The organism is Lysinibacillus sp. NPDC096212 (assembly GCF_044763105.1).
Classification (GTDB): domain Bacteria; phylum Bacillota; class Bacilli; order Bacillales_A; family Planococcaceae; genus Lysinibacillus.
In genome coordinates, this window is the sequence record NZ_JBIWFQ010000041.1 from 19,609 (window position 1) to 38,204 (window position 18,596).

An 18,596-nucleotide genomic window follows, 5' to 3' on the forward strand; every position below is an offset into this window, starting at 1 on the left:
GCAAATTTATGTTAATTTTACCTATAAATATTCGTGTTTAGGAGAGGGTCGCATGAAATGGAAGCGTAGTGAACGACTAGTTGATATGACGTACTATTTACTAGAACATCCACATCAGCTGATCCCGCTAACTTATTTTTCTGAACTATATCAATCTGCAAAGTCTTCTATTAGTGAAGATTTGACGATTGTAAAAGAAACTTTCGAAGAAAAAGGAATCGGGTTATTGATGACAGTACCGGGCGCTGCAGGAGGAGTTAAGTATATTCCTAAAATGTCCGAGGCTGAGGTCCGTTTAGTTATTCATGATTTAAAGGCGGAGCTTGAGCATTCAGATCGTTTGTTACCGGGCGGTTATTTATTTATGACGGACTTACTCGGCAATCCAGATTTAATTAATCGAGTGGGAAAGGTATTTGCATCCGCATTTGCTGATCAACAAATTGATGTCATAATGACTGTCGCAACAAAGGGGATTTCTATTGCCCACGCAATTGCAAGACATTTAAATGTACCAGTTGTTGTTGTCAGAAGAGATAGTAAGGTAACTGAAGGCTCTACAGTCAGCATCAACTATGTATCTGGTTCTTCCAGAAGAATTCAGACAATGGTATTATCAAAAAGAAGCATGAAGAGTGGGCAACGAGTGCTTATTACTGACGACTTTATGAAGGTCGGTGGTACAATGAACGGCATGAAAAATCTATTAGAGGAATTTGACTGTCAGCTAGCTGGTATTGCAGTGCTTGTAGAGGCTGAGCATGCAGACGAAACTTTAGTAGATGATTATTATTCACTAGTAAAGCTTCATGAGGTCAATGAAAAAGACCGTACAATTGCACTAAGTGAAGGTAACTATTTTTCTAAAAGGGGAAATGACAAATGAAAGTAGTAGCAACAACAAATGCACCAGCAGCAATTGGACCATATTCACAAGGGATTATTGTAAATGGCATGTTTTATAGCTCAGGTCAGATCCCACTAACAGCAACAGGCGAATTAGTGGAAGGTGATATCACTGTTCAAACAAATCAAGTATTTGCAAATTTAAAAGCAGTTCTAGCTGCTGCTGGATCATCTTTGGACAATGTTATTAAAACAACCGTTTTTATGAAGGATATGAACGACTTTGTTGCAATGAATGAAGTATATGCTAGCCACTTTGGCGATCATAAACCAGCTCGTTCAGCCGTAGAGGTTGCACGTCTACCAAAAGATGTGAGAGTAGAAATCGAAGTTATTGCCATCGTTAAATAAGGAATTTTTTAAGCTCACTAGAAGAGAATCTTTTAGTGGGCTTTTTTTATAGCAATGTTTTCTGCGCGAAAGCAAAGCGACAGCGACAATACGCCAAGGGGAAGTGAATATTCTAAACTACAAGTAGTATCGCTGATAAAGTAGTGAAATCGATGATAGAATTCCAATAATCGCTGATAAAAATGGAAAAACCGCTGATAGAGTTCCAATAATCGCTGATAAAAATAAAATAACCGCTGATAAAACCCCAACAATCGCCGATAAGGAGCAAATCGCTGATAAAACTCCTAAAAGTATTACCAAACTGAAAAGTAACACCCATAGAGGGTGACTGACAAACAATTGACAAAATTTACGTATAAAAAAGGAAATATTATACTAATAAGTATTCAAATTTTTTAGAAAATTTGATAGACTAGAAAAAGGAAAATATTCGGTAATAAAGAATATTATATTTTCATTTAGGCATCTAAGAAGAGAGGTGGTGAGAAAATGGAAGTTACTGATGTAAGATTACGTCGTGTACAGACGGATGGTCGCATGCGTGCGATTGCTTCCATTACACTCGACAATGAGTTCGTAGTTCATGATATTCGTGTGATTGATGGCAATACAGGTTTGTTCGTTGCTATGCCAAGTAAACGAACGCCAGATGGTGAATTTAGAGATATTGCGCATCCTATCAATTCTACTACTCGTAATAAAATTCAGGAGATTATTTTAAACGAGTACCATAATTCAAGCGAGGTAGAAGCAGCAGAAGAATTAGAAGGAATTGGCGTATAGTTAAAGAGAGCTCTTCATAATTTGGAGAGTTCTTTTTATTTTGAGAATAAGAGAAAATGAGTAGTTTTAGGACATACATATTAACATTCGAGCATAAGGTGCATTTGATTTGGAAATTCATCTTTTTGTCAAGTCAACATGCCTTGAAAATAGATGGATTTTGCTATATAGTCATAAGAGAAAATGAGCGTATTGGAGGACTTACAGATGAGCAACATTTTTGCTGTCATTTTGGCTGCAGGTCAAGGTACACGTATGAAGTCCAAATTATATAAAGTGCTCCATCCAGTATGTGGGAAGCCAATGGTACAACATGTGGTGGATCACATTCAAACGTTAGATGTGAATCGCATTGTAACGGTTGTAGGACATGGTGCAGAAAAGGTGAAACAACAGCTTGGCGATAAAAGCGAGTATGTTTTACAGGCTGAACAGTTAGGGACAGCTCATGCTGTACAACAGGCGGAGGCAATTTTAGGTAGCGAAGAAGGGACAACATTAGTTGTTTGTGGCGATACACCACTTATTCGCCCTGAAACGATGCAAGCATTATTCGAGCATCATCAAGCAAAGAATGCTAAAGCAACGATTTTAACAGCTATTGCTGAAAATCCAACAGGCTATGGTCGTATTTTACGTGGCGACAATGGACAAGTGGAGCAAATTGTTGAGCAAAAGGATGCTTCAGCAGAGCAGCAATTAGTGAAAGAGATTAATACGGGCACATATTGCTTCGATAATAAAGCGTTATTTGAGACATTGAAGCTTGTGAAAAATGACAATGCTCAGGGTGAGTATTATTTACCTGATGTGATTGAAATTTTACAAAAACAAGGCGATGTCGTTGAAGCATTTGTAACGGAAGATTTTGAAGAAACACTTGGTGTCAATGATCGTGTTGCTCTGTCTCAAGCAGAGGCGCTAATGCGTACAAGAATTAATGAAAAGCATATGCGTAACGGTGTCACAATTATTAATTCAGAAGCAACATACATCAGCGCTGAGGCAATGATTGGTCGTGATACTGTCATCCAACCAGGTTCTATGATTGAAGGTACAACTGTTATTGGTGAAGATTGTATAATTGGGCCAAACACACAAATCATTGATAGCCGTATCGGTGACCGAACAACTGTACATTCTTCTGTTGTACGTGAAAGCGCTGTAGCAGAAGACACAGCTATAGGACCGTTTGCAAATATTCGACCACTTTCTGATATAGGTAGCCATGTGAAAATTGGTAACTTTGTAGAAGTGAAGAAAAGTAAACTAGGTAATGACACGAAAGTATCCCACTTAAGCTATATTGGCGATGCTGAAATAGGAAGCAATGTCAATATTGGCTGTGGTTCCATTACAGTAAACTATGATGGGAAAAACAAGTTCCAAACAATTATTGAAGATGATGTATTTGTAGGATGTAATACTAACTTAGTAGCGCCAGTGAAAGTTGGAAAAGGTTCATTTATTGCAGCAGGATCTACAATTACAAAAGAAGTTCCTGAGGATGCGCTAGCAATTGCTCGTGCAAGACAAGAAAACAAACCGAATTATGTAAGCAAATTAAATTCAAAATAATTATCAACTAAACAGGAGGCCATCATGCCGTATCATTATGCAAACTCACAATTAAAAATATTTTCACTTAACTCTAACAATCCGCTTGCTCAAGAAATTGCGCAAGAAATGGGTGTTGAATTAGGTAAATCTTCTGTTAAACACTTCAGCGATGGAGAGGTTCAAATTAGCATTGAAGAAAGTATTCGTGGTTGTGATGTGTTTATCGTGCAGTCTACTTCTGCGCCTGTAAACGAACATTTAATGGAGCTTTTAATTATGGTAGATGCTGTCAAACGCGCATCTGCTCGTACAGTAAACGTTGTAATGCCTTATTATGGATATGCTCGTCAGGACCGTAAAGCAAAAGCACGTGAGCCAATTACAGCTAAATTAGTAGCAAACTTACTTGAAACAGCTGGTGCAACACGTGTTATCGTTTTAGATTTACATGCACCACAAATCCAAGGTTTCTTCGATATTTTAATCGATCACCTGATGGCAGTGCCTTTATTATCTGATCACTTCAAATCAAAAGGTATCCCAGAAGAAGAAATCGTTGTTGTTTCCCCAGACCATGGTGGTGTAACACGTGCTCGTAAAATGGCAGAACGTTTAAAAGCACCTATTGCAATTATTGACAAACGCCGTCCAAAACCAAACGTTGCAGAAGTAATGAACATTGTTGGTAATGTTGATGGTAAAGTGGCAATCTTGATTGATGATATTATTGATACTGCTGGTACGATTACAATCGGCGCGGATGCATTACGTGCAGCTGGTGCGAAAGAAGTTTATGCTTGTTGTTCTCACCCGGTATTATCAGGCCCAGCAATCGAGCGTATCGAAAACTCTTCGATTAAAGAATTAGTTGTAACAAATACAATCCAACTTCCTGAAGAGAAAAAATCTCCAAAAATTACAGAGCTTTCAGTAGCTAAATTGATGGCAGATGCAATCTCTCGTGTCTATGAAAATAAATCTGTAAGTACTCTATTTGATTAATATAAATAAACAGATCCCAATATGTGGCTTATTAAGGACAAATCTACGTTTGTAAGTAGATTTGTCCTTTTTCTAGGTTTCTTTTGTTTGAATTTTCTTGTAAAAGGGTATATGGTAATTGTGACTTAATAATATTTACACTACTTTATAAAAAATAGTTTACCGCCTAAGGTGGGATATATTTTGTTAAAACATAAGTTATGAATAAGTTGATTGGAGTGGAGGCTGGGCGACTCCTTGGGGAATAGCAATAGAGGAACGAAGGCTAAAACCATCACGTCCTGTGATAACGCCTTCGTGACCAACATCGGTGCTGTTGCTGTCGCTTCGTTGCACTACGCTTTCGCACAAAAAACATCTGTTGGCCCAAGCGGCTCATCGGACGCCCCCAGGAAGCTCTGCTCTGCGCGAAAGCGAAGCGTCAGCAACAAATGTTTTTATCTGTGCGAAAGCGAAGCGTCAGCAACAAAGCGCCCAGCTGGAACGGAAATCAACCCCACGTTATGGTGATAAGCTAAAATTGTAGTAAATATTATTATAGCCTTAACAAATGTCATTGAAAGTAGTGACATTTATAATAAGGCGTAAATAAATTTTTCTTGGAAGGGGAAGTATAGTATGAGTACAGTATTAAGTGTTAAAAAGCGCGAAGCTGGGCATCGTTCGACATTAACCCAACTTAGAAAAGGGGGAGCCATTCCTGCAGTTATTTACGGCTATAAATTAGATTCGACCCCAATTTCTATTTCAGCGAATGAATTCAGAAAATCCATTCAAAAGAATGGGCAAAACGGTGTTTTTTCAATGGAGTTAGATGGTAAAAAGGTGAATGTTGTTGTATCAGAAATCCAACAATGCTCAATGAAAGATGAAGTAAATCATATCGACTTTTTAGCAATTGATATGTCCGAAGCAATAGAAGCTGAAGTGCCTATTAGACTTGTTGGAGAGTCAGTTGGAGTTAGTGTGGGTGGCATATTAATGCAGCCCAACCTAGATGTGAAAATTAACGTAAAACCAGCAGATATACCAGAAGCTATTGAAGTTGACATTACTGAACTTAAAATTGGTGAAACAATTACGGTAGCAGATATTCGAGATACGATTGATTTTGATATTATCAGTGAAAATGGTCATACATTGGTATCAATTATGGCCCCGGCAGTCGTTGAGGAATCGACAGTAGATAGTGAGCAGGTACAAGAGTAAAAATATTTGTTAAGGAAAGGCTACTGAGGAAGTTAAACTTCTTCAGTAGCCTTTTATATTTTAAATTAATACATGTGTTGTTTTAAAACCATTTCACGATATGTATGGTTGAAGTGAGGATTTTAAATAATATCAAGCCATTATTGAACTTTTACTTTCAAAAACTGTACAAACTGCTTTCTTAGTGCATGATATGGTAAAATAATGACTATTAGATTTGAAAGAAGAGGGGTACTTATGAAAATTATCGTTGGTTTAGGGAATCCAGGCAAGCCTTATGAGCATACAAGACATAATATTGGCTTCGATGTTATTGATGCATTAGCTGAAAAATGGGGTACACCTTTAACTAATTCAAAGTTTAATGGTATGTATGCAACGGTACATCGTCCTGAAGGAAAGGTTCTACTTGTTAAACCTTTAACATATATGAATTTATCGGGGGAATGTGTTGGGCCCCTTATGAACTATTTTGATATTGATGTGGAAGACTTAATTGTTATTTATGACGATTTAGATTTAGAAACAGGGAAATTACGCCTGCGTCAAAAAGGAAGTGCGGGTGGACATAATGGTATTAAATCATTAATTCAGCATCTAGGTACACAAGAATTTAATCGCATACGTGTTGGGGTTAATCGCCCGCCTGCTGGTATGAAGGTAGCAGATTATGTGTTGTCAAAATTTTCAAAAGAAGATCAAGCTATTGTTAGTGAAGCTATTGAAAAAAGTGTAAATGCTGTAGAAGAATCTCTTTCAAAGCCATTTCTTGATGTGATGAATCGCTTTAACGGGTAATAATAGGTTAAAGCGTAGTGTGGATATTACAGCTGTTTTAACCTAAGCGGCTCATCGGACGCCCCCAGGAGAGCGACTGGTTGGTACGAAAATCAACCCCACGTTTCTATATTCTAAAAGGCGCTAAAGCAAAATTGGAAGTGCATAAACTGTTTTAGAAATGTCTATACTTTAAGTAGTAAGTTGCTTAAAGGAGGATGATTTGGAGATGTCAGTTCGCTATCGATGTCGTCATTGTGAAGTTGAAATAGGAACACTACCATTTGATGCAGATGATACAATTCGAAAACTACATATTTTCGAAATGGGTGAAGCGGATGATTATGTTGAGAAAGATCAGCATGGTCACACGACGGTGCACTGCATTTGTGAGCAATGTGAGGATTCGCTGAAACAATATCCAGATTATCACGCACTCAATAAATGGATTCAATGATTGGAAGGATGCTTTGGCGCACATCACGTGCGTTCAAAGCTTTTTCCATTGATAAAATATACAAAAAAGATGCGTATTATAGTACTAGATTACTAGTAATGGCGAATAGAATTATGCGCTGAGAGGAGCTTTTGACATTGGAAGTTTTACGACAGCTTGTGATGCAGGACAAACATATCACATCATTTTTACAGGAGATTCAGAGCGGTCAATCTGCAACACAGCTTATAACAGGATTAACAGGAAGCGCGCGCCCGGTAATGGTCGATGCGTTATTTGAATATGTAAAAAAACCTATTTATATTGTATCTCCTAATCTATTGCAGGCACAAAAAATGGTTGACGAGCTGGCGGGACTTTTAGGTGAGGAGCATGTTCATTATTATCCTGCCGATGAGTTTATTGCTGCAGATTTGTCTGTTGCCTCTCCAGAGTTACGTGCTGAGCGTATCGCAACACTTGATTGCCTAGCTAGAGGTGAAAAAGCTGTTTATGTGATACCAGTTGCGGGCTTACGCAAAATGATGCAGCCTAAAGAGCATTGGCAACAGTATTTTTTACAGATTGCAGTAGGCGAAGATATTCAGATTGATGAATGGCTCCAAACGTTAGTAGAGATGGGTTACGTGCGTAATTCAATGGTGACAACACCTGGAGAGTTTGCGCTACGTGGAGGGATATTAGATATTTATCCACCATATTTAGAGGCGCCGATTCGTATAGAATTATTTGATACGGAAGTTGACTCGATTCGAACATTTTCTGCGGACGACCAACGTTCCATTGATAAATTGCAGAAGGTTCGTATTCTACCAGCATCAGAAGTTATTTTGACAAAGGAAGAAAGAATGGCATTGGCAGGCCGTTTAGAAGCGGCATTAGCGACAAGTTTAAAGAAAGTCAAAAAGCAGGAGACGAAGGAATTACTGTATCAGCATATTCAATATGATATTGAGTTGTTACAGCAAGGGAATTTACCGGACTATGTAAATAAATATGGTTCGTTATTGTATGAGAAAACATCATATTTAGGAGATTATTTTGTATATGATGGCATTGTGCTGTTTGATGAGCTCGGACGTATTCAGGAGGTTATGGATGCCTGGGAGCGCGAAGAGGATGAGTGGTTTTTATCATTAATTGAAGAAGGAAAAATGGTGCATGATGTAAAGCCAGCATTCTCTTTGAAAGAAATCCTAGCAATGCTGTCTCAACAAAAGCTATACTTCTCATTATTTTCACGAACATTTGCAGGTGTATCTTTTAATAAGACGACGAACTTTTCTTGCAAACCAATGCAACAATTTCATGGCCAAATGTCATTATTACAAAGTGAGATTGAACGCTGGTTGCTTGGTAAATTTACAGTATTAATTGTTGCAAGAGATAAAGATCGTGTTAAACGTGTACAGCAAATGCTTGGAGAATATGATATTCATACGACAATTGGTAAGCCGACAGAAGCGGGTATTTATATTGTGGATGGCTCACTATCTAGTGGCTTTGAATTACCACTACAACGTGTGGTGATTGTCACAGAGGATGAGTTATTTAAACAACAGGTGAAGAAAAAAGCACGTCCTCAAAAAATGACGAACGCAGAACGTATTAAAAGCTATACAGAAATTAAACCAGGCGACTATGTTGTCCATGTACATCACGGTATTGGGAAATATATAGGCTTAGAAACATTAGAGGTAAATGGAACACATAAGGATTACTTACACATTCGATACCGCGCAGATGATAAGTTATATGTTCCCGTAGAGCAAATAGATTTAATCCAAAAATATGTAGCATCTGAAGACCGAGAACCGAAGCTACATAAATTAGGTGGAGCAGAGTGGAAAAAAGCTAAAGCCAAGGTATCCTCTGCTGTGCAAGATATTGCTGATGATTTAATTAAGCTGTATGCGAAACGTGAAGCAGAGAAAGGCCATGCATTCGCGATTGACAATGACGATCAGCGCAATTTTGAGGCTTCTTTCCCCTATGAAGAAACGGAGGATCAGCTACGTTCAATTATCGAAGTAAAACGTGATATGGAGCGTGAGCGTCCGATGGATCGTCTTGTATGTGGAGACGTAGGGTACGGCAAAACAGAGGTAGCGATTCGTGCGGCATTTAAAGCAATTCAAGATGGCAAGCAGGTAGCTTTCCTTGTGCCGACAACGATTTTAGCTCAGCAACATTACGAAACGATTCGTGAGAGATTCCAAGACTTTGCTATGAATGTAGGTCTCTTGTCTCGTTTCCGTTCGAAAAAAGAGCAAACAGCGACGTTAAAGGGCTTAAAAGAAGGGCAAGTTGATATTGTCGTTGGAACGCATCGAATTTTATCTAAAGATTTATTATTCCAAGACCTTGGACTACTGATTGTTGATGAGGAGCAACGTTTTGGTGTAACGCATAAGGAAAAAATTAAACAACTAAAGACGAATGTTGATGTATTAACGCTAACGGCAACTCCGATCCCAAGAACACTTCATATGTCGATGGTAGGTGTTCGTGATCTATCGGTAATTGAAACGCCACCAGCAAACCGTTTCCCTGTGCAAACTTATGTAATGGAGCATAGCGGTGCATTAGTGGGGGAAGCTATTGAGAGAGAAATGGCGCGTGGTGGGCAAGTATTCTACTTATACAATCGTGTAGAAGATATGGCTCGTAAGGTTGATGAAATTCAAATGCTTGTCCCAGAAGCGCGTATTGGGCATGCACATGGCAAAATGACGGAATCAGAATTAGAATCTGTTATATTAGCCTTTTTAGAAGGTGACTATGATGTGCTTGTAACGACAACCATTATTGAGACAGGCGTGGATATACCAAACGTTAACACATTGATTGTTCATGATGCTGATCGAATGGGCTTAGCGCAGCTTTATCAATTGCGTGGGCGTGTTGGACGTTCTAATAGGGTGGCGTATGCTTACTTTATGTATCAACGTGACAAAGTCCTTACGGATGTAGCTGAGCAAAGATTACAGGCGATTAAAGAATTTACAGAGTTAGGTTCAGGATTTAAAATTGCTATGCGTGACTTATCTATTCGTGGTGCAGGAAATTTACTTGGAGCGCAGCAGCATGGCTTTATTGATTCTGTCGGTTTTGACTTGTATTCACAAATGCTGGAAGAAGCGATTGCTGAGCGCCAAACAGGTGTGAAAAAAGAAGAGAAGCCTGACATTGAAATTTTATTGAGTGTGGATGCGTATATCCCAGATGCATACATTCCTGATGGCTATCAAAAAATTCAAATGTATAAACGTATAAAAGCAATGGATCAAGTGGAGGAGTACAGCGAAATCATAGAGGAATTACAGGATCGTTTTGGTGATCTTCCGATTGAAACAGAGCGTTTATTGCGAATTGCGCGTATGAAGGTATGGGGCTTGGGTACAGGTGTATTGTCTGTAAAAGAAAAGCAAAAAATTATCACAATATTGTTGTCTGAAGAAGGTACTGGGCAAGTTGATGGCGGTAAAATTGTGGAAGAATCTATGAAATTTGAACGTGCTGTAGGGTTTGGTATGGATGGTATGCAATTGAAACTAACGATTGATGAACGTAAGTGTGGGAAATATCAACCCTTTGATATTTTAGAAGAAATGATGCATATTATTGCTGACGCAAAAAAACAACAATAGAAGAAAAGCTGATCTTATCTCTAGGGATAATGATCAGCTTTTTATTGTTAAAAACAAAAAATTACAAGGAAATCTCTGTGAATGTTGTGGCGCTTTATCTTCATTTATTAATTGGACTGTAGACTGTGTGGCTCCTTAGAGATCAATATCACAAATTGAGACTCATGAGCTAGATAGTAGGGAAAATAAGGGTAAAAGTATCACTTTTTGTTATGGTTCTTTTGTGATAAACATCCTTTTGACTTATTGACGTAATGGCGAAGGTTGAATTATTATTATTTCTTGTTAAAAATATTTTATAAATTAATTTATAAAAATTTGTTTTTGTGGTTAATCTAAGATAAGTTGATTGAAGTTGAAAAATTCTACATGGTATTTGCTTAGGTTTTTAAGGCCTTTTTGAAAATATTGTTGGGTGTGAAATCCTATTTCTTCAGTTTTTGCATAGATTGCTTCATAAAAAACCATACTAAAATTGAAAAAATTTCATTGTAGCGAAAGCGAGGATTAAGAATGAAGGCAACAGGGATTGTTCGTCGTATTGATGATTTAGGGCGTGTGGTTATTCCAAAAGAAATTCGTAGAACGTTACGTATTCGTGAGGGAGACCCACTAGAAATTTATACAGACCGTGAAGGTGAAGTCATTTTAAAGAAATATTCTCCAATTAATGATTTAGGGGAATTTGCAAGAGAATATGTGGAAACATTATATGAAACGTTAGGTACTCCAGCGTTTGTAACCGACCGAGATGAAGTAATTGCTGTCTCAGGGATCGGTAAGAAAGAGTATATTAATCGTCGTATTACATCCTTTGCGGAAAGTTTTATGGACGAACGTTCAACAAAAATAGAAAAAATGGAAACAACAATCGAGATTGTTCCTGGACAATATGAGCAAGTAAAGTCTTATTGTGCAACGCCTATTATGGTAAACGGTGATCCGATCGGCTGTATTATCGTTTTGTCTAAAGTACACTTTATCGGTGAAGTTGAAGTGAAAGTTGCTGAAACAGCTGCTAACTTCCTAGCTAAACAAATGAATAGTTGATAAGAATTGAAAGTTATTGCGCTGACCTTTTTAGGCTGAACAATAACTTTTTTTCGTACATAGTTTTATGGTAGTGCTACCCGCGCGCGTCATACTTTGGAGATGTGCTATACTATTGGCATTGTTAAAGAAGGAAAGAGGGCAATTTATGTCGGAACGTTTTGGCATGAAAAGCTACATGAAGGGCGCAGCCTTACTTACAATTGCTGCTCTTATTGTGAAGGTTCTTAGTGCAATTTATCGTGTGCCTTTTCAAAATCTTGTTGGTGATGAAGGATTTTATATTTATCAGCAAGTGTATCCAGTTATATCTATTTTTGTCGTATGGACAGCTAGTGGATTTGCAGTAGCTATTTCTAAAATGCTTGCAGATAATGATTGTATTTTAGACCCGCTAGAGAGAGATCATCAACGAAGCGGTATTATGCGTATTGTTTTTCGTTATTTAACCGTACTATCGTTATTGTTTTTTGTTGCTTTATTTAGTGGTGCTGAAATAATTGCGCAGCTTATGGGCGATACTCAGCTTGCGCCTTTAATACGGACGGGTTCATTTATAGTACTTGTTATGCCAGCTCATGCTATTTTTAAGGGCGGCTTCCAATCAAGAGGCATTATGGAGCCGATTGCTTATGCACAAGTCCTTGAACAAGCTGTGAGAGTATCTGTCATTATAGCAGGAACATTTATCATTATGAAGACGACAGAATCACTTTATAGTGCTGGACAAATGGCCATTATAGGTACAGTTATTGGTGAAATTGTAGGCTTTGTATTACTTGCGCTGATCTTTAAAAAACGTTTTGGTTTATTTAATGATAAGAAACAACAGCGGCGTATCGATAGTTTTCCCATTATTAAAGAGGTAACATTGCTGAGTTTAAGTGTGAGCATGAGTGGTCTATTGTTGCTTGGCTATCAGTTAGTTGATTCCTTTACAATTTATTCGCTATTAATAGATGGTGGAATGGATCAGACGGTAGCTAAGGCAACAAAAGGCGTTTATGATCGTGGGCAGCCATTGGTACAGCTCGGAGTTGTTATTGCTTCTTCACTTTCACTTGCTATTGTGCCTCTTGTCGCGCATATGTCCAAAAGACAGGAAGGCCGTAGTGCCATTCCGTTTATTCAACTAACGTATAAAGCGTCTGTATTATTTGGGTGGGCGGCATCTCTAGGTTTAATACTCGTTATGCCTTATATTAATGTAATGCTCTTTAAAACAGATGCACTGTCGGAAGTACTTATGGTATATGTATTACAAATTGTTCCATTGTCGATTATTTTGACATTTACAGCTATTTTGCAAGGCTATGGAAAATTAAAAAAGCCGGCTTTATTTTTGATTATAGGTTTTATTTTAAAAATAATATTGAATGTGCTAACAATTAATTTATTCGGTGTATTAGGTGCGGCTATTGCTAATAATGTAGGTCTTTTGTTTACTGCCCTAATGCTTATTTTTTATTTAAAAAGAATGACTGCCATTCAATTAGCGCCAGCCAATTTTTACAAAAAACTTGGAATTGCATCACTCAGCATGGCAGCTGTAGTGCTAGTTTGGCTACAGTTTATACCATCGTTGTTAAACCAATTTTTATCACCTCGATTTGTCGCAGTGGTAGCAGGTTTTTCAGCCGTGTGTTTAGGAGCGTTTGTAATGATCACAATAATTGCTAAGTTACGAGTACTAGTCGAAAAAGAGTGGTACTTACTACCGTTTGGGCGCAAAATGGCAGTTTATCAATTATGGTTAAATCGAAAGAAGTAGGTGGATTGATTGAATACTTTAACAGTTATTGGTCTAGGTGCGGGTGATTTTAATCAGCTGCAAATGGGTGTCTATAAGAAACTAAAAGCGGCAAGAAAATTATATGTTCGTACAGTGGACCATCCTGTATTAGAAGAATTATCAGCTGAGGGCTTACAATTTGAAAGCTTTGATGCAGTCTATGAAAAACATAATTCGTTCCAGCCTGTGTATGAGGAAATTGCAGAAAAGCTTGTGGCTGCAACAGCAAATGAAGATGTCATGTACGCTGTACCGGGGCATCCACTTGTCGCAGAGCAGACTGTACAATTGCTTATTGCCGCTGCGGATGAGGGAAAAGTAAAACTAGTCATTGAAGGTGGGCAAAGCTTCTTAGATCCAATATTTGGTGCGTTAAAAATCGACCCAATTGAGGGTTTCCAACTGCTGGATGGCACTAGCTTTTCTATGCATGACATTAACATGCGTCAACATATTTTAATAGCCCAAGTATATGATACATTTAGTGCATCAGAAGTAAAGCTAACGTTAATGGAGAAATACGATGACGAATACCCTGTTACAGTCGTTACAGCAGCTGGCTCGTCACAGGAAAAATTAGTGAAGGTACCACTTTATGAACTCGACCAAAGCGTTGAGGTGGACAATTTAACAACGGTATATGTGCCACCTGTAAAATCACAAGAGGACGCTTTACGAGACTGGACAACTTTCCGTCAAATTATTGCTGTATTACGAGGTCCAGATGGCTGTCCATGGGATCAAAAGCAAACACATGAGTCACTGAAAAAATATTTACTAGAAGAAGCACACGAATATTTGGCAGCGGTAGATGCAGAGGATGACTTTGCGATGATCGAGGAGCTTGGAGATGTACTGTTACAAGTGTTCCTTCATGCACAAATCGGAGAAGATCAAGGTTACTTTACGTTGGAAGATGTATTAGCTTCAATAAGTGAAAAAATGATTCGTCGACACCCTCATGTATTTGGAGATGTATCGGTGGAAGATGTAGAGGGTGTTGTAGCTAACTGGGAAGTTATAAAAGCGGAAGAAAAGGGTATAAGTGAAAAGCCACTATTAAAAGAGGAATACCGGGCGTCATCTGCTCTACAAACAGCATATAATTATCAAAAAAGAGCTGCGAAGGTAGGATTTGATTGGCCTGATGTAGATGGCGCATGGGACAAGTTTGCAGAGGAGTGGCAGGAATTTCGTAATGAGGTGACGAAAGGTACAAATGCGTCACGTCTCGATGAATTTGGAGATGTCTTGTTCACACTTGTGAATTTAGCGCGTTTCTACAAGCTATCTCCAGAAGAGGCTATGTTACATGCGAATGAGAAGTTTGCGAAACGCTTTGGTTATGTGGAAGCAAAGGTAAAGGAAAGTGGAAAGCCATTTTCTGATTATACATTAGAACAATTAGATGCTTTCTGGAATGAAGCAAAGCAGCTAGAAAAGGAGTAAAAATATGCGATTAGATAAATTTTTAAAAGTATCACGTTTAATTAAACGTCGTACATTAGCGAAGGAAGTAGCAGACCAAGGTCGTATTACGATCAATGGTAAGGTCGCGAAAGCTAGTAGTGCTGTTAAAGTTGGCGATGAGCTAGCTATTCGTTTTGGACAAAAAATTGTGACAGCGCGTGTAGAGGAATTACGTGATACTGTGAAAAAAGAAGATGCCGCAAAAATGTTTACTATTTTGAAGGAAGAGCGCCTTGAAAAAATTGAACCTGAATTTATTGATGATGAGGACTAATTAATAATAGTGTAGGAGTCTTCTGAAGTTGTCCATGGCTTTTTCCGTAAATGGGGGATAAAAGTGTAACAACTTTAATAAAGTTGTCATGCTTTTAAGGTTGTCCGCATAAAGTGAACAGAAGCTAGGACGACTAAAGGAGGAAAAAAATGACGCTACATCAAGAAAGTAACCGTTACACAATTCCATCTGGAGAGCATATTTTAACGATTCGTAATCGTAAAAGAATGGACATGACTTCTGTAAAATCAATTGAACGCTTTGATCAGGAAGAATTTTTCATCAAGACGTCCCAAGGGCATTTGTTAATCCGTGGAGAAGAACTGCATATCGTTCATTTAGATGTTGACAAAGGGTTATTGACGCTTGAAGGAACTGTAAAAACCTTGCAGTATGACGAGGAGGAAAGTGGCTTCTCGAAAGGTTTCCTTCATAAATTGTTTGGATGATTGTTAGTGAACAATTTGTTCAGCTATTAGTCATGGTTTTGAGCGGTATAGCAGTCGGGTTCATTATTGATAGTGTAAGGCTCATTGTTTTTTCAACTCCAAAAAGGTCAAGCCTTCGAAGATGGATGATGGTATTTGAACTACTTACCTGGATTCTACTTGGAGGCATGACATACTATTTATTATTTTGGCTAAAAGATGGCGCTTGGCGGGCTTATGACCCGCTAGCGCAAATAGCCGGAATTTTTTTGTATCAAACGTTTTTTCAAACTTTTTTACGTTTCGTCGCGAGGGTTTTGGTGAATATAACATGGAGACCCCTGTGGTTCATCATACGGTTAATAAGTGCTATCATTCGACAAATTTTTAAATTCTTAATAAGTATTGGTGCGTTTGTTTTAAGACCTTTTGTCAAAATTTATTCGTATTTGTCCAACACTTTTTTTAAAAAAGTTCGATTTATCAAGTATAATAAAAGACAACAATAATTTTCGGAGGTGCGGGCATGACTTTACGTCGTTCATCAAATGATGACCAACAAAACTATACTAAACTTGATAATGACTATGTCCGTAACACGGATAAAGCTATAAATCGTAAAATTCAAGCGCGAAAACGGAAAATGCGCCGTATTGCCTTTTTTGCGATTGTGCCAGTCGTTATTATTGCCTTTCTCTTAAATATACTTTCGAATCAAAATGAAACTCTAGCTGCAAAAGAGCAAAAAAAGGTTGAAGCGAAGGAGCATCTTTCTGAATTGAAAGATGAGCGAGATTCGTTAAATCTTAAAATTAAACAGTTAGAGGATGATGAGTATATCGCGAAGTTATTACGTAAAGATTATTTTTTATCCGAAAAAGGTGAAATAATTTTCATTATTCCGGATGAAAAAGGTAAAAAAGGCGATATACCGGAGGAAAAAGATAAAAAAGACAGCAAATCAGAAAAGAAAGGTAAAAAAGAAGACTGAAAAGCTATGTATTGTTGACACTCTTTTATTGTTATATATAATGAAAAGAGAAACTTATTGTAGTAAAAAGTTTGATTAAATTGATTACATGACTCAAATGAGTCGCTTAATTTTTAAGGAGGAGCATTTTTTTTATGTCAATTGAAGTAGGCAGCAAGGTACAAGGTAAAGTAACAGGAATCACAAATTTTGGAGCATTCGTTGAGCTGCCAGACGGCAAAACAGGCTTAGTACACATCAGTGAAGTTGCTGACAATTATGTAAAAGATATCAATGAGCATCTAAAAGTTGGAGATGAAGTTGAAGTAAAAGTGATGAATGTTGAAGCGGACGGAAAGATCGGTCTTTCAATCCGTAAAGCAAAGCCTCAAGCAGAGAGACCAGAGAGACCAGAGCGTCCAGAGCGTCCAGCACGTCCACGTCGCGATAATCGATCTAATGATCGCAACGATCGTCATCAGCCAAAAGAGAATTTTGAGCAAAAAATGGCACGTTTCTTAAAAGATAGTGATGAACGCCTAGCAACACTTAAACGTGCTACAGAATCAAAACGCGGTGGTCGTGGAGCTAGAAGAGGGTAGTTTGCTGACTGTTTTAATCGTAGAAAAAGTGTATTAAATAGATTTGGGATTAGCTTTTTAATAAAGCTAATCCCTTTTTTTAATAATCTTTGCATACATCTCATCTAGCTATAAGTCATAATGACCCTTCTAGTAGGATCTATGTGTCGTCCTACAACGTGGATGTCGGTCTTTTCTTCTTTTTAGGAGCTTGCGCGGGTGTTTGTTCTGTTAGTGTTTCTAAAGGTTTTTCGGCTGGCTTAACAACCATTTTGACAAGTAAAAACACACCGTAAACACTAACCGCTAGTCCGGTGAGGAGTAAAAATATTTGTACGGCAAATGGTAAATTAATAAGAATAGATACGAGAATAATCATAGAGCCACTTCCGCAAATTAAAGCAGCTTTAGTTAATGAACCCAAAGGAAATAAACCTCCTAGTTTACACGCTTTTTTCATTATTAGTATGCCATATTTTTATGTTCATCACCATAACTTGGGTTGATTTCCGTTTCAGCTGGGGTCTTTCCGAAGGGGCGTTAGGAGCAACGAGTATTTTTTATGTGCGAAAGCGAAGCGACAGTAACAATAGGGTTTTGTCTGTGCGAAAGCAACAGCAACAGTAACAACAACAGTGGCAATAACAAAGGGAAACTGCTCGTGAAACCATTGGCGCAGGCGTTCCTAAACTGATTACACCGGGGCATCAGGTAGTAAAAAAATAAATAAATTCGATATTTCTAGTATTCAACTTTAATCTGCAAAAAAAATAGGCGTCTCAGAAATCGTTCTGAGACGCCTATTTGATATGACCCCTACGGGATTCGAACCCGTGTTACCGCCGTGAAAGGGCGGTGTCTTAACCACTTGACCAAGGGGCCTACTATGGTGGCGGCCGAGGGGATCGAACCCCCGACCTTACGGGTATGAACCGTACGCTCTAGCCAGCTGAGCTAGGCCGCCATTAAAGATTATGGAGCGGAAGACGAGGTTCGAACTCGCGACCCCCACCTTGGCAAGGTGGTGTTCTACCACTGAACTACTTCCGCGTTTTGCCTTAAGCAACAAGTTATATAATACATGCCTTTGTAACTAACGTCAAGTAGTTTTTTTGAAAAATTAATAAAAATATATGGTTTTATTAATTATTTAAAGATTTGCTAACAAAAAGAGAGAGTATTTGATAGCTCATCACCATAAAGTGTAGTTGATTTCCGTTCCGACTAGGCGCTTTGTTGCTGACGCTTCGCTTTCGCACAGATAAAACATTTGCCGCTGACGCTTCGCTTTCGCGCAGATAAAACATTTGCCGCTGACGCTTCGCTTTCGCGC

At 38.2% G+C, this 18,596-nt stretch carries 20 protein-coding genes and 3 tRNA genes; 17 read left to right on the forward strand and 6 right to left on the reverse strand.

The window, feature by feature from the left end; translation table 11 throughout:
• The first annotated feature begins 52 nt into the window (after positions 1-52).
• Both purR and ACIQ7T_RS25850 read left to right on the forward strand, forming a co-directional pair.
• On the forward strand, positions 53-886 hold the full coding sequence (purR, locus tag ACIQ7T_RS25845; RefSeq protein ID WP_079563681.1) for a pur operon repressor: 834 nt from the start codon (positions 53-55) through the stop codon (positions 884-886).
• Entirely contained in the window at positions 883-1,257 is a 375-nt protein-coding gene (locus ACIQ7T_RS25850; RefSeq protein ID WP_142510486.1) for a RidA family protein, read from the forward strand. The genes purR and ACIQ7T_RS25850 overlap by 4 nt, the downstream gene beginning before the upstream one ends.
• Positions 1,258-1,374: 117 nt before the next feature.
• Here ACIQ7T_RS25850 and ACIQ7T_RS25855 read toward each other — a convergent pair whose 3' ends face one another.
• On the reverse strand, positions 1,375-1,560 hold the full coding sequence (locus ACIQ7T_RS25855; RefSeq protein ID WP_402874734.1) for a hypothetical protein: 186 nt from the start codon (positions 1,558-1,560) through the stop codon (positions 1,375-1,377).
• Between the two features lie 189 nt (positions 1,561-1,749).
• Between ACIQ7T_RS25855 and spoVG the strand changes: the two genes are divergently transcribed.
• The 15 genes from spoVG (at position 1,750) to ACIQ7T_RS25930 (ending at position 17,284) form a co-directional block, all read left to right on the forward strand.
• A complete protein-coding gene (gene spoVG / locus ACIQ7T_RS25860; protein ID WP_370081892.1) occupies positions 1,750-2,043 on the forward strand; it encodes a septation regulator SpoVG in 294 nt (97 codons plus the stop codon).
• 207 nt (positions 2,044-2,250) lie between these two features.
• Positions 2,251-3,621 (forward strand): bifunctional UDP-N-acetylglucosamine diphosphorylase/glucosamine-1-phosphate N-acetyltransferase GlmU, encoded by a 1,371-nt coding sequence (gene glmU, locus ACIQ7T_RS25865; protein ID WP_370081894.1) that lies wholly within the window; start codon positions 2,251-2,253, stop codon positions 3,619-3,621.
• A 24-nt stretch (positions 3,622-3,645) separates the two neighbouring features.
• A complete protein-coding gene (locus ACIQ7T_RS25870; protein WP_370047888.1) occupies positions 3,646-4,605 on the forward strand; it encodes a ribose-phosphate diphosphokinase in 960 nt (319 codons plus the stop codon).
• Between the two features lie 618 nt (positions 4,606-5,223).
• Positions 5,224-5,814 (forward strand): 50S ribosomal protein L25/general stress protein Ctc, encoded by a 591-nt coding sequence (locus ACIQ7T_RS25875; protein ID WP_402874737.1) that lies wholly within the window; start codon positions 5,224-5,226, stop codon positions 5,812-5,814.
• A 237-nt stretch (positions 5,815-6,051) separates the two neighbouring features.
• Positions 6,052-6,612: an aminoacyl-tRNA hydrolase gene (pth, locus tag ACIQ7T_RS25880; RefSeq protein ID WP_370081898.1), complete on the forward strand. Its 561-nt coding sequence runs from the start codon at positions 6,052-6,054 to the stop codon at positions 6,610-6,612.
• Between the two features lie 208 nt (positions 6,613-6,820).
• On the forward strand, positions 6,821-7,048 hold the full coding sequence (locus ACIQ7T_RS25885; RefSeq protein ID WP_132364328.1) for an anti-sigma-F factor Fin: 228 nt from the start codon (positions 6,821-6,823) through the stop codon (positions 7,046-7,048).
• Positions 7,049-7,185: 137 nt separating this feature from the next.
• Entirely contained in the window at positions 7,186-10,698 is a 3,513-nt protein-coding gene (gene mfd, locus ACIQ7T_RS25890) for a transcription-repair coupling factor (protein ID WP_402874742.1), read from the forward strand.
• A gap of 513 nt (positions 10,699-11,211) precedes the next feature.
• Positions 11,212-11,748: a stage V sporulation protein T gene (spoVT, locus tag ACIQ7T_RS25895; protein ID WP_142510491.1), complete on the forward strand. Its 537-nt coding sequence runs from the start codon at positions 11,212-11,214 to the stop codon at positions 11,746-11,748.
• Between the two features lie 148 nt (positions 11,749-11,896).
• Positions 11,897-13,519: a putative polysaccharide biosynthesis protein gene (locus ACIQ7T_RS25900; RefSeq protein WP_370081902.1), complete on the forward strand. Its 1,623-nt coding sequence runs from the start codon at positions 11,897-11,899 to the stop codon at positions 13,517-13,519.
• A 9-nt stretch (positions 13,520-13,528) separates the two neighbouring features.
• Entirely contained in the window at positions 13,529-14,989 is a 1,461-nt protein-coding gene (gene yabN / locus ACIQ7T_RS25905) for a bifunctional methyltransferase/pyrophosphohydrolase YabN (protein ID WP_370081904.1), read from the forward strand.
• 4 nt (positions 14,990-14,993) lie between these two features.
• Positions 14,994-15,284 carry an RNA-binding S4 domain-containing protein gene (locus ACIQ7T_RS25910; protein WP_370081906.1) on the forward strand — a complete coding sequence of 97 codons (291 nt, stop codon included), beginning with the start codon at positions 14,994-14,996 and terminating at the stop codon, positions 15,282-15,284.
• A gap of 149 nt (positions 15,285-15,433) precedes the next feature.
• The gene (gene yabP, locus ACIQ7T_RS25915; RefSeq protein WP_004229167.1) at positions 15,434-15,733 is read left to right on the forward strand and encodes a sporulation protein YabP; all 300 of its coding nucleotides are present in this window, start codon (positions 15,434-15,436) and stop codon (positions 15,731-15,733) included.
• On the forward strand, positions 15,730-16,221 hold the full coding sequence (gene yabQ / locus ACIQ7T_RS25920) for a spore cortex biosynthesis protein YabQ (RefSeq protein ID WP_370081908.1): 492 nt from the start codon (positions 15,730-15,732) through the stop codon (positions 16,219-16,221). The genes yabP and yabQ overlap by 4 nt, the downstream gene beginning before the upstream one ends.
• A 17-nt stretch (positions 16,222-16,238) precedes the next feature.
• Positions 16,239-16,703 carry an FtsB family cell division protein gene (locus ACIQ7T_RS25925; protein WP_370081910.1) on the forward strand — a complete coding sequence of 155 codons (465 nt, stop codon included), beginning with the start codon at positions 16,239-16,241 and terminating at the stop codon, positions 16,701-16,703.
• A gap of 134 nt (positions 16,704-16,837) precedes the next feature.
• A complete protein-coding gene (locus ACIQ7T_RS25930; protein ID WP_054612548.1) occupies positions 16,838-17,284 on the forward strand; it encodes a S1 domain-containing RNA-binding protein in 447 nt (148 codons plus the stop codon).
• 151 nt (positions 17,285-17,435) lie between these two features.
• On the opposite strand, the gene ACIQ7T_RS25935 is transcribed toward ACIQ7T_RS25930, so the two are convergent.
• The 5 genes from ACIQ7T_RS25935 to ACIQ7T_RS25955 all read right to left on the reverse strand — a co-directional run.
• A complete protein-coding gene (locus ACIQ7T_RS25935; protein WP_370081912.1) occupies positions 17,436-17,687 on the reverse strand; it encodes a hypothetical protein in 252 nt (83 codons plus the stop codon).
• Positions 17,688-18,073: 386 nt separating this feature from the next.
• Positions 18,074-18,145 (reverse strand) — tRNA-Glu (locus tag ACIQ7T_RS25940).
• Between the two features lie 5 nt (positions 18,146-18,150).
• Positions 18,151-18,227: transfer RNA gene (locus tag ACIQ7T_RS25945), tRNA-Met, on the reverse strand.
• Between the two features lie 11 nt (positions 18,228-18,238).
• Positions 18,239-18,313 (reverse strand) — tRNA-Gly (locus ACIQ7T_RS25950).
• A gap of 92 nt (positions 18,314-18,405) precedes the next feature.
• Positions 18,406-18,596, reverse strand: a 191-nt coding sequence (locus ACIQ7T_RS25955) for a hypothetical protein (protein ID WP_402874749.1), incomplete at its 5' end; no start/stop codon positions are given.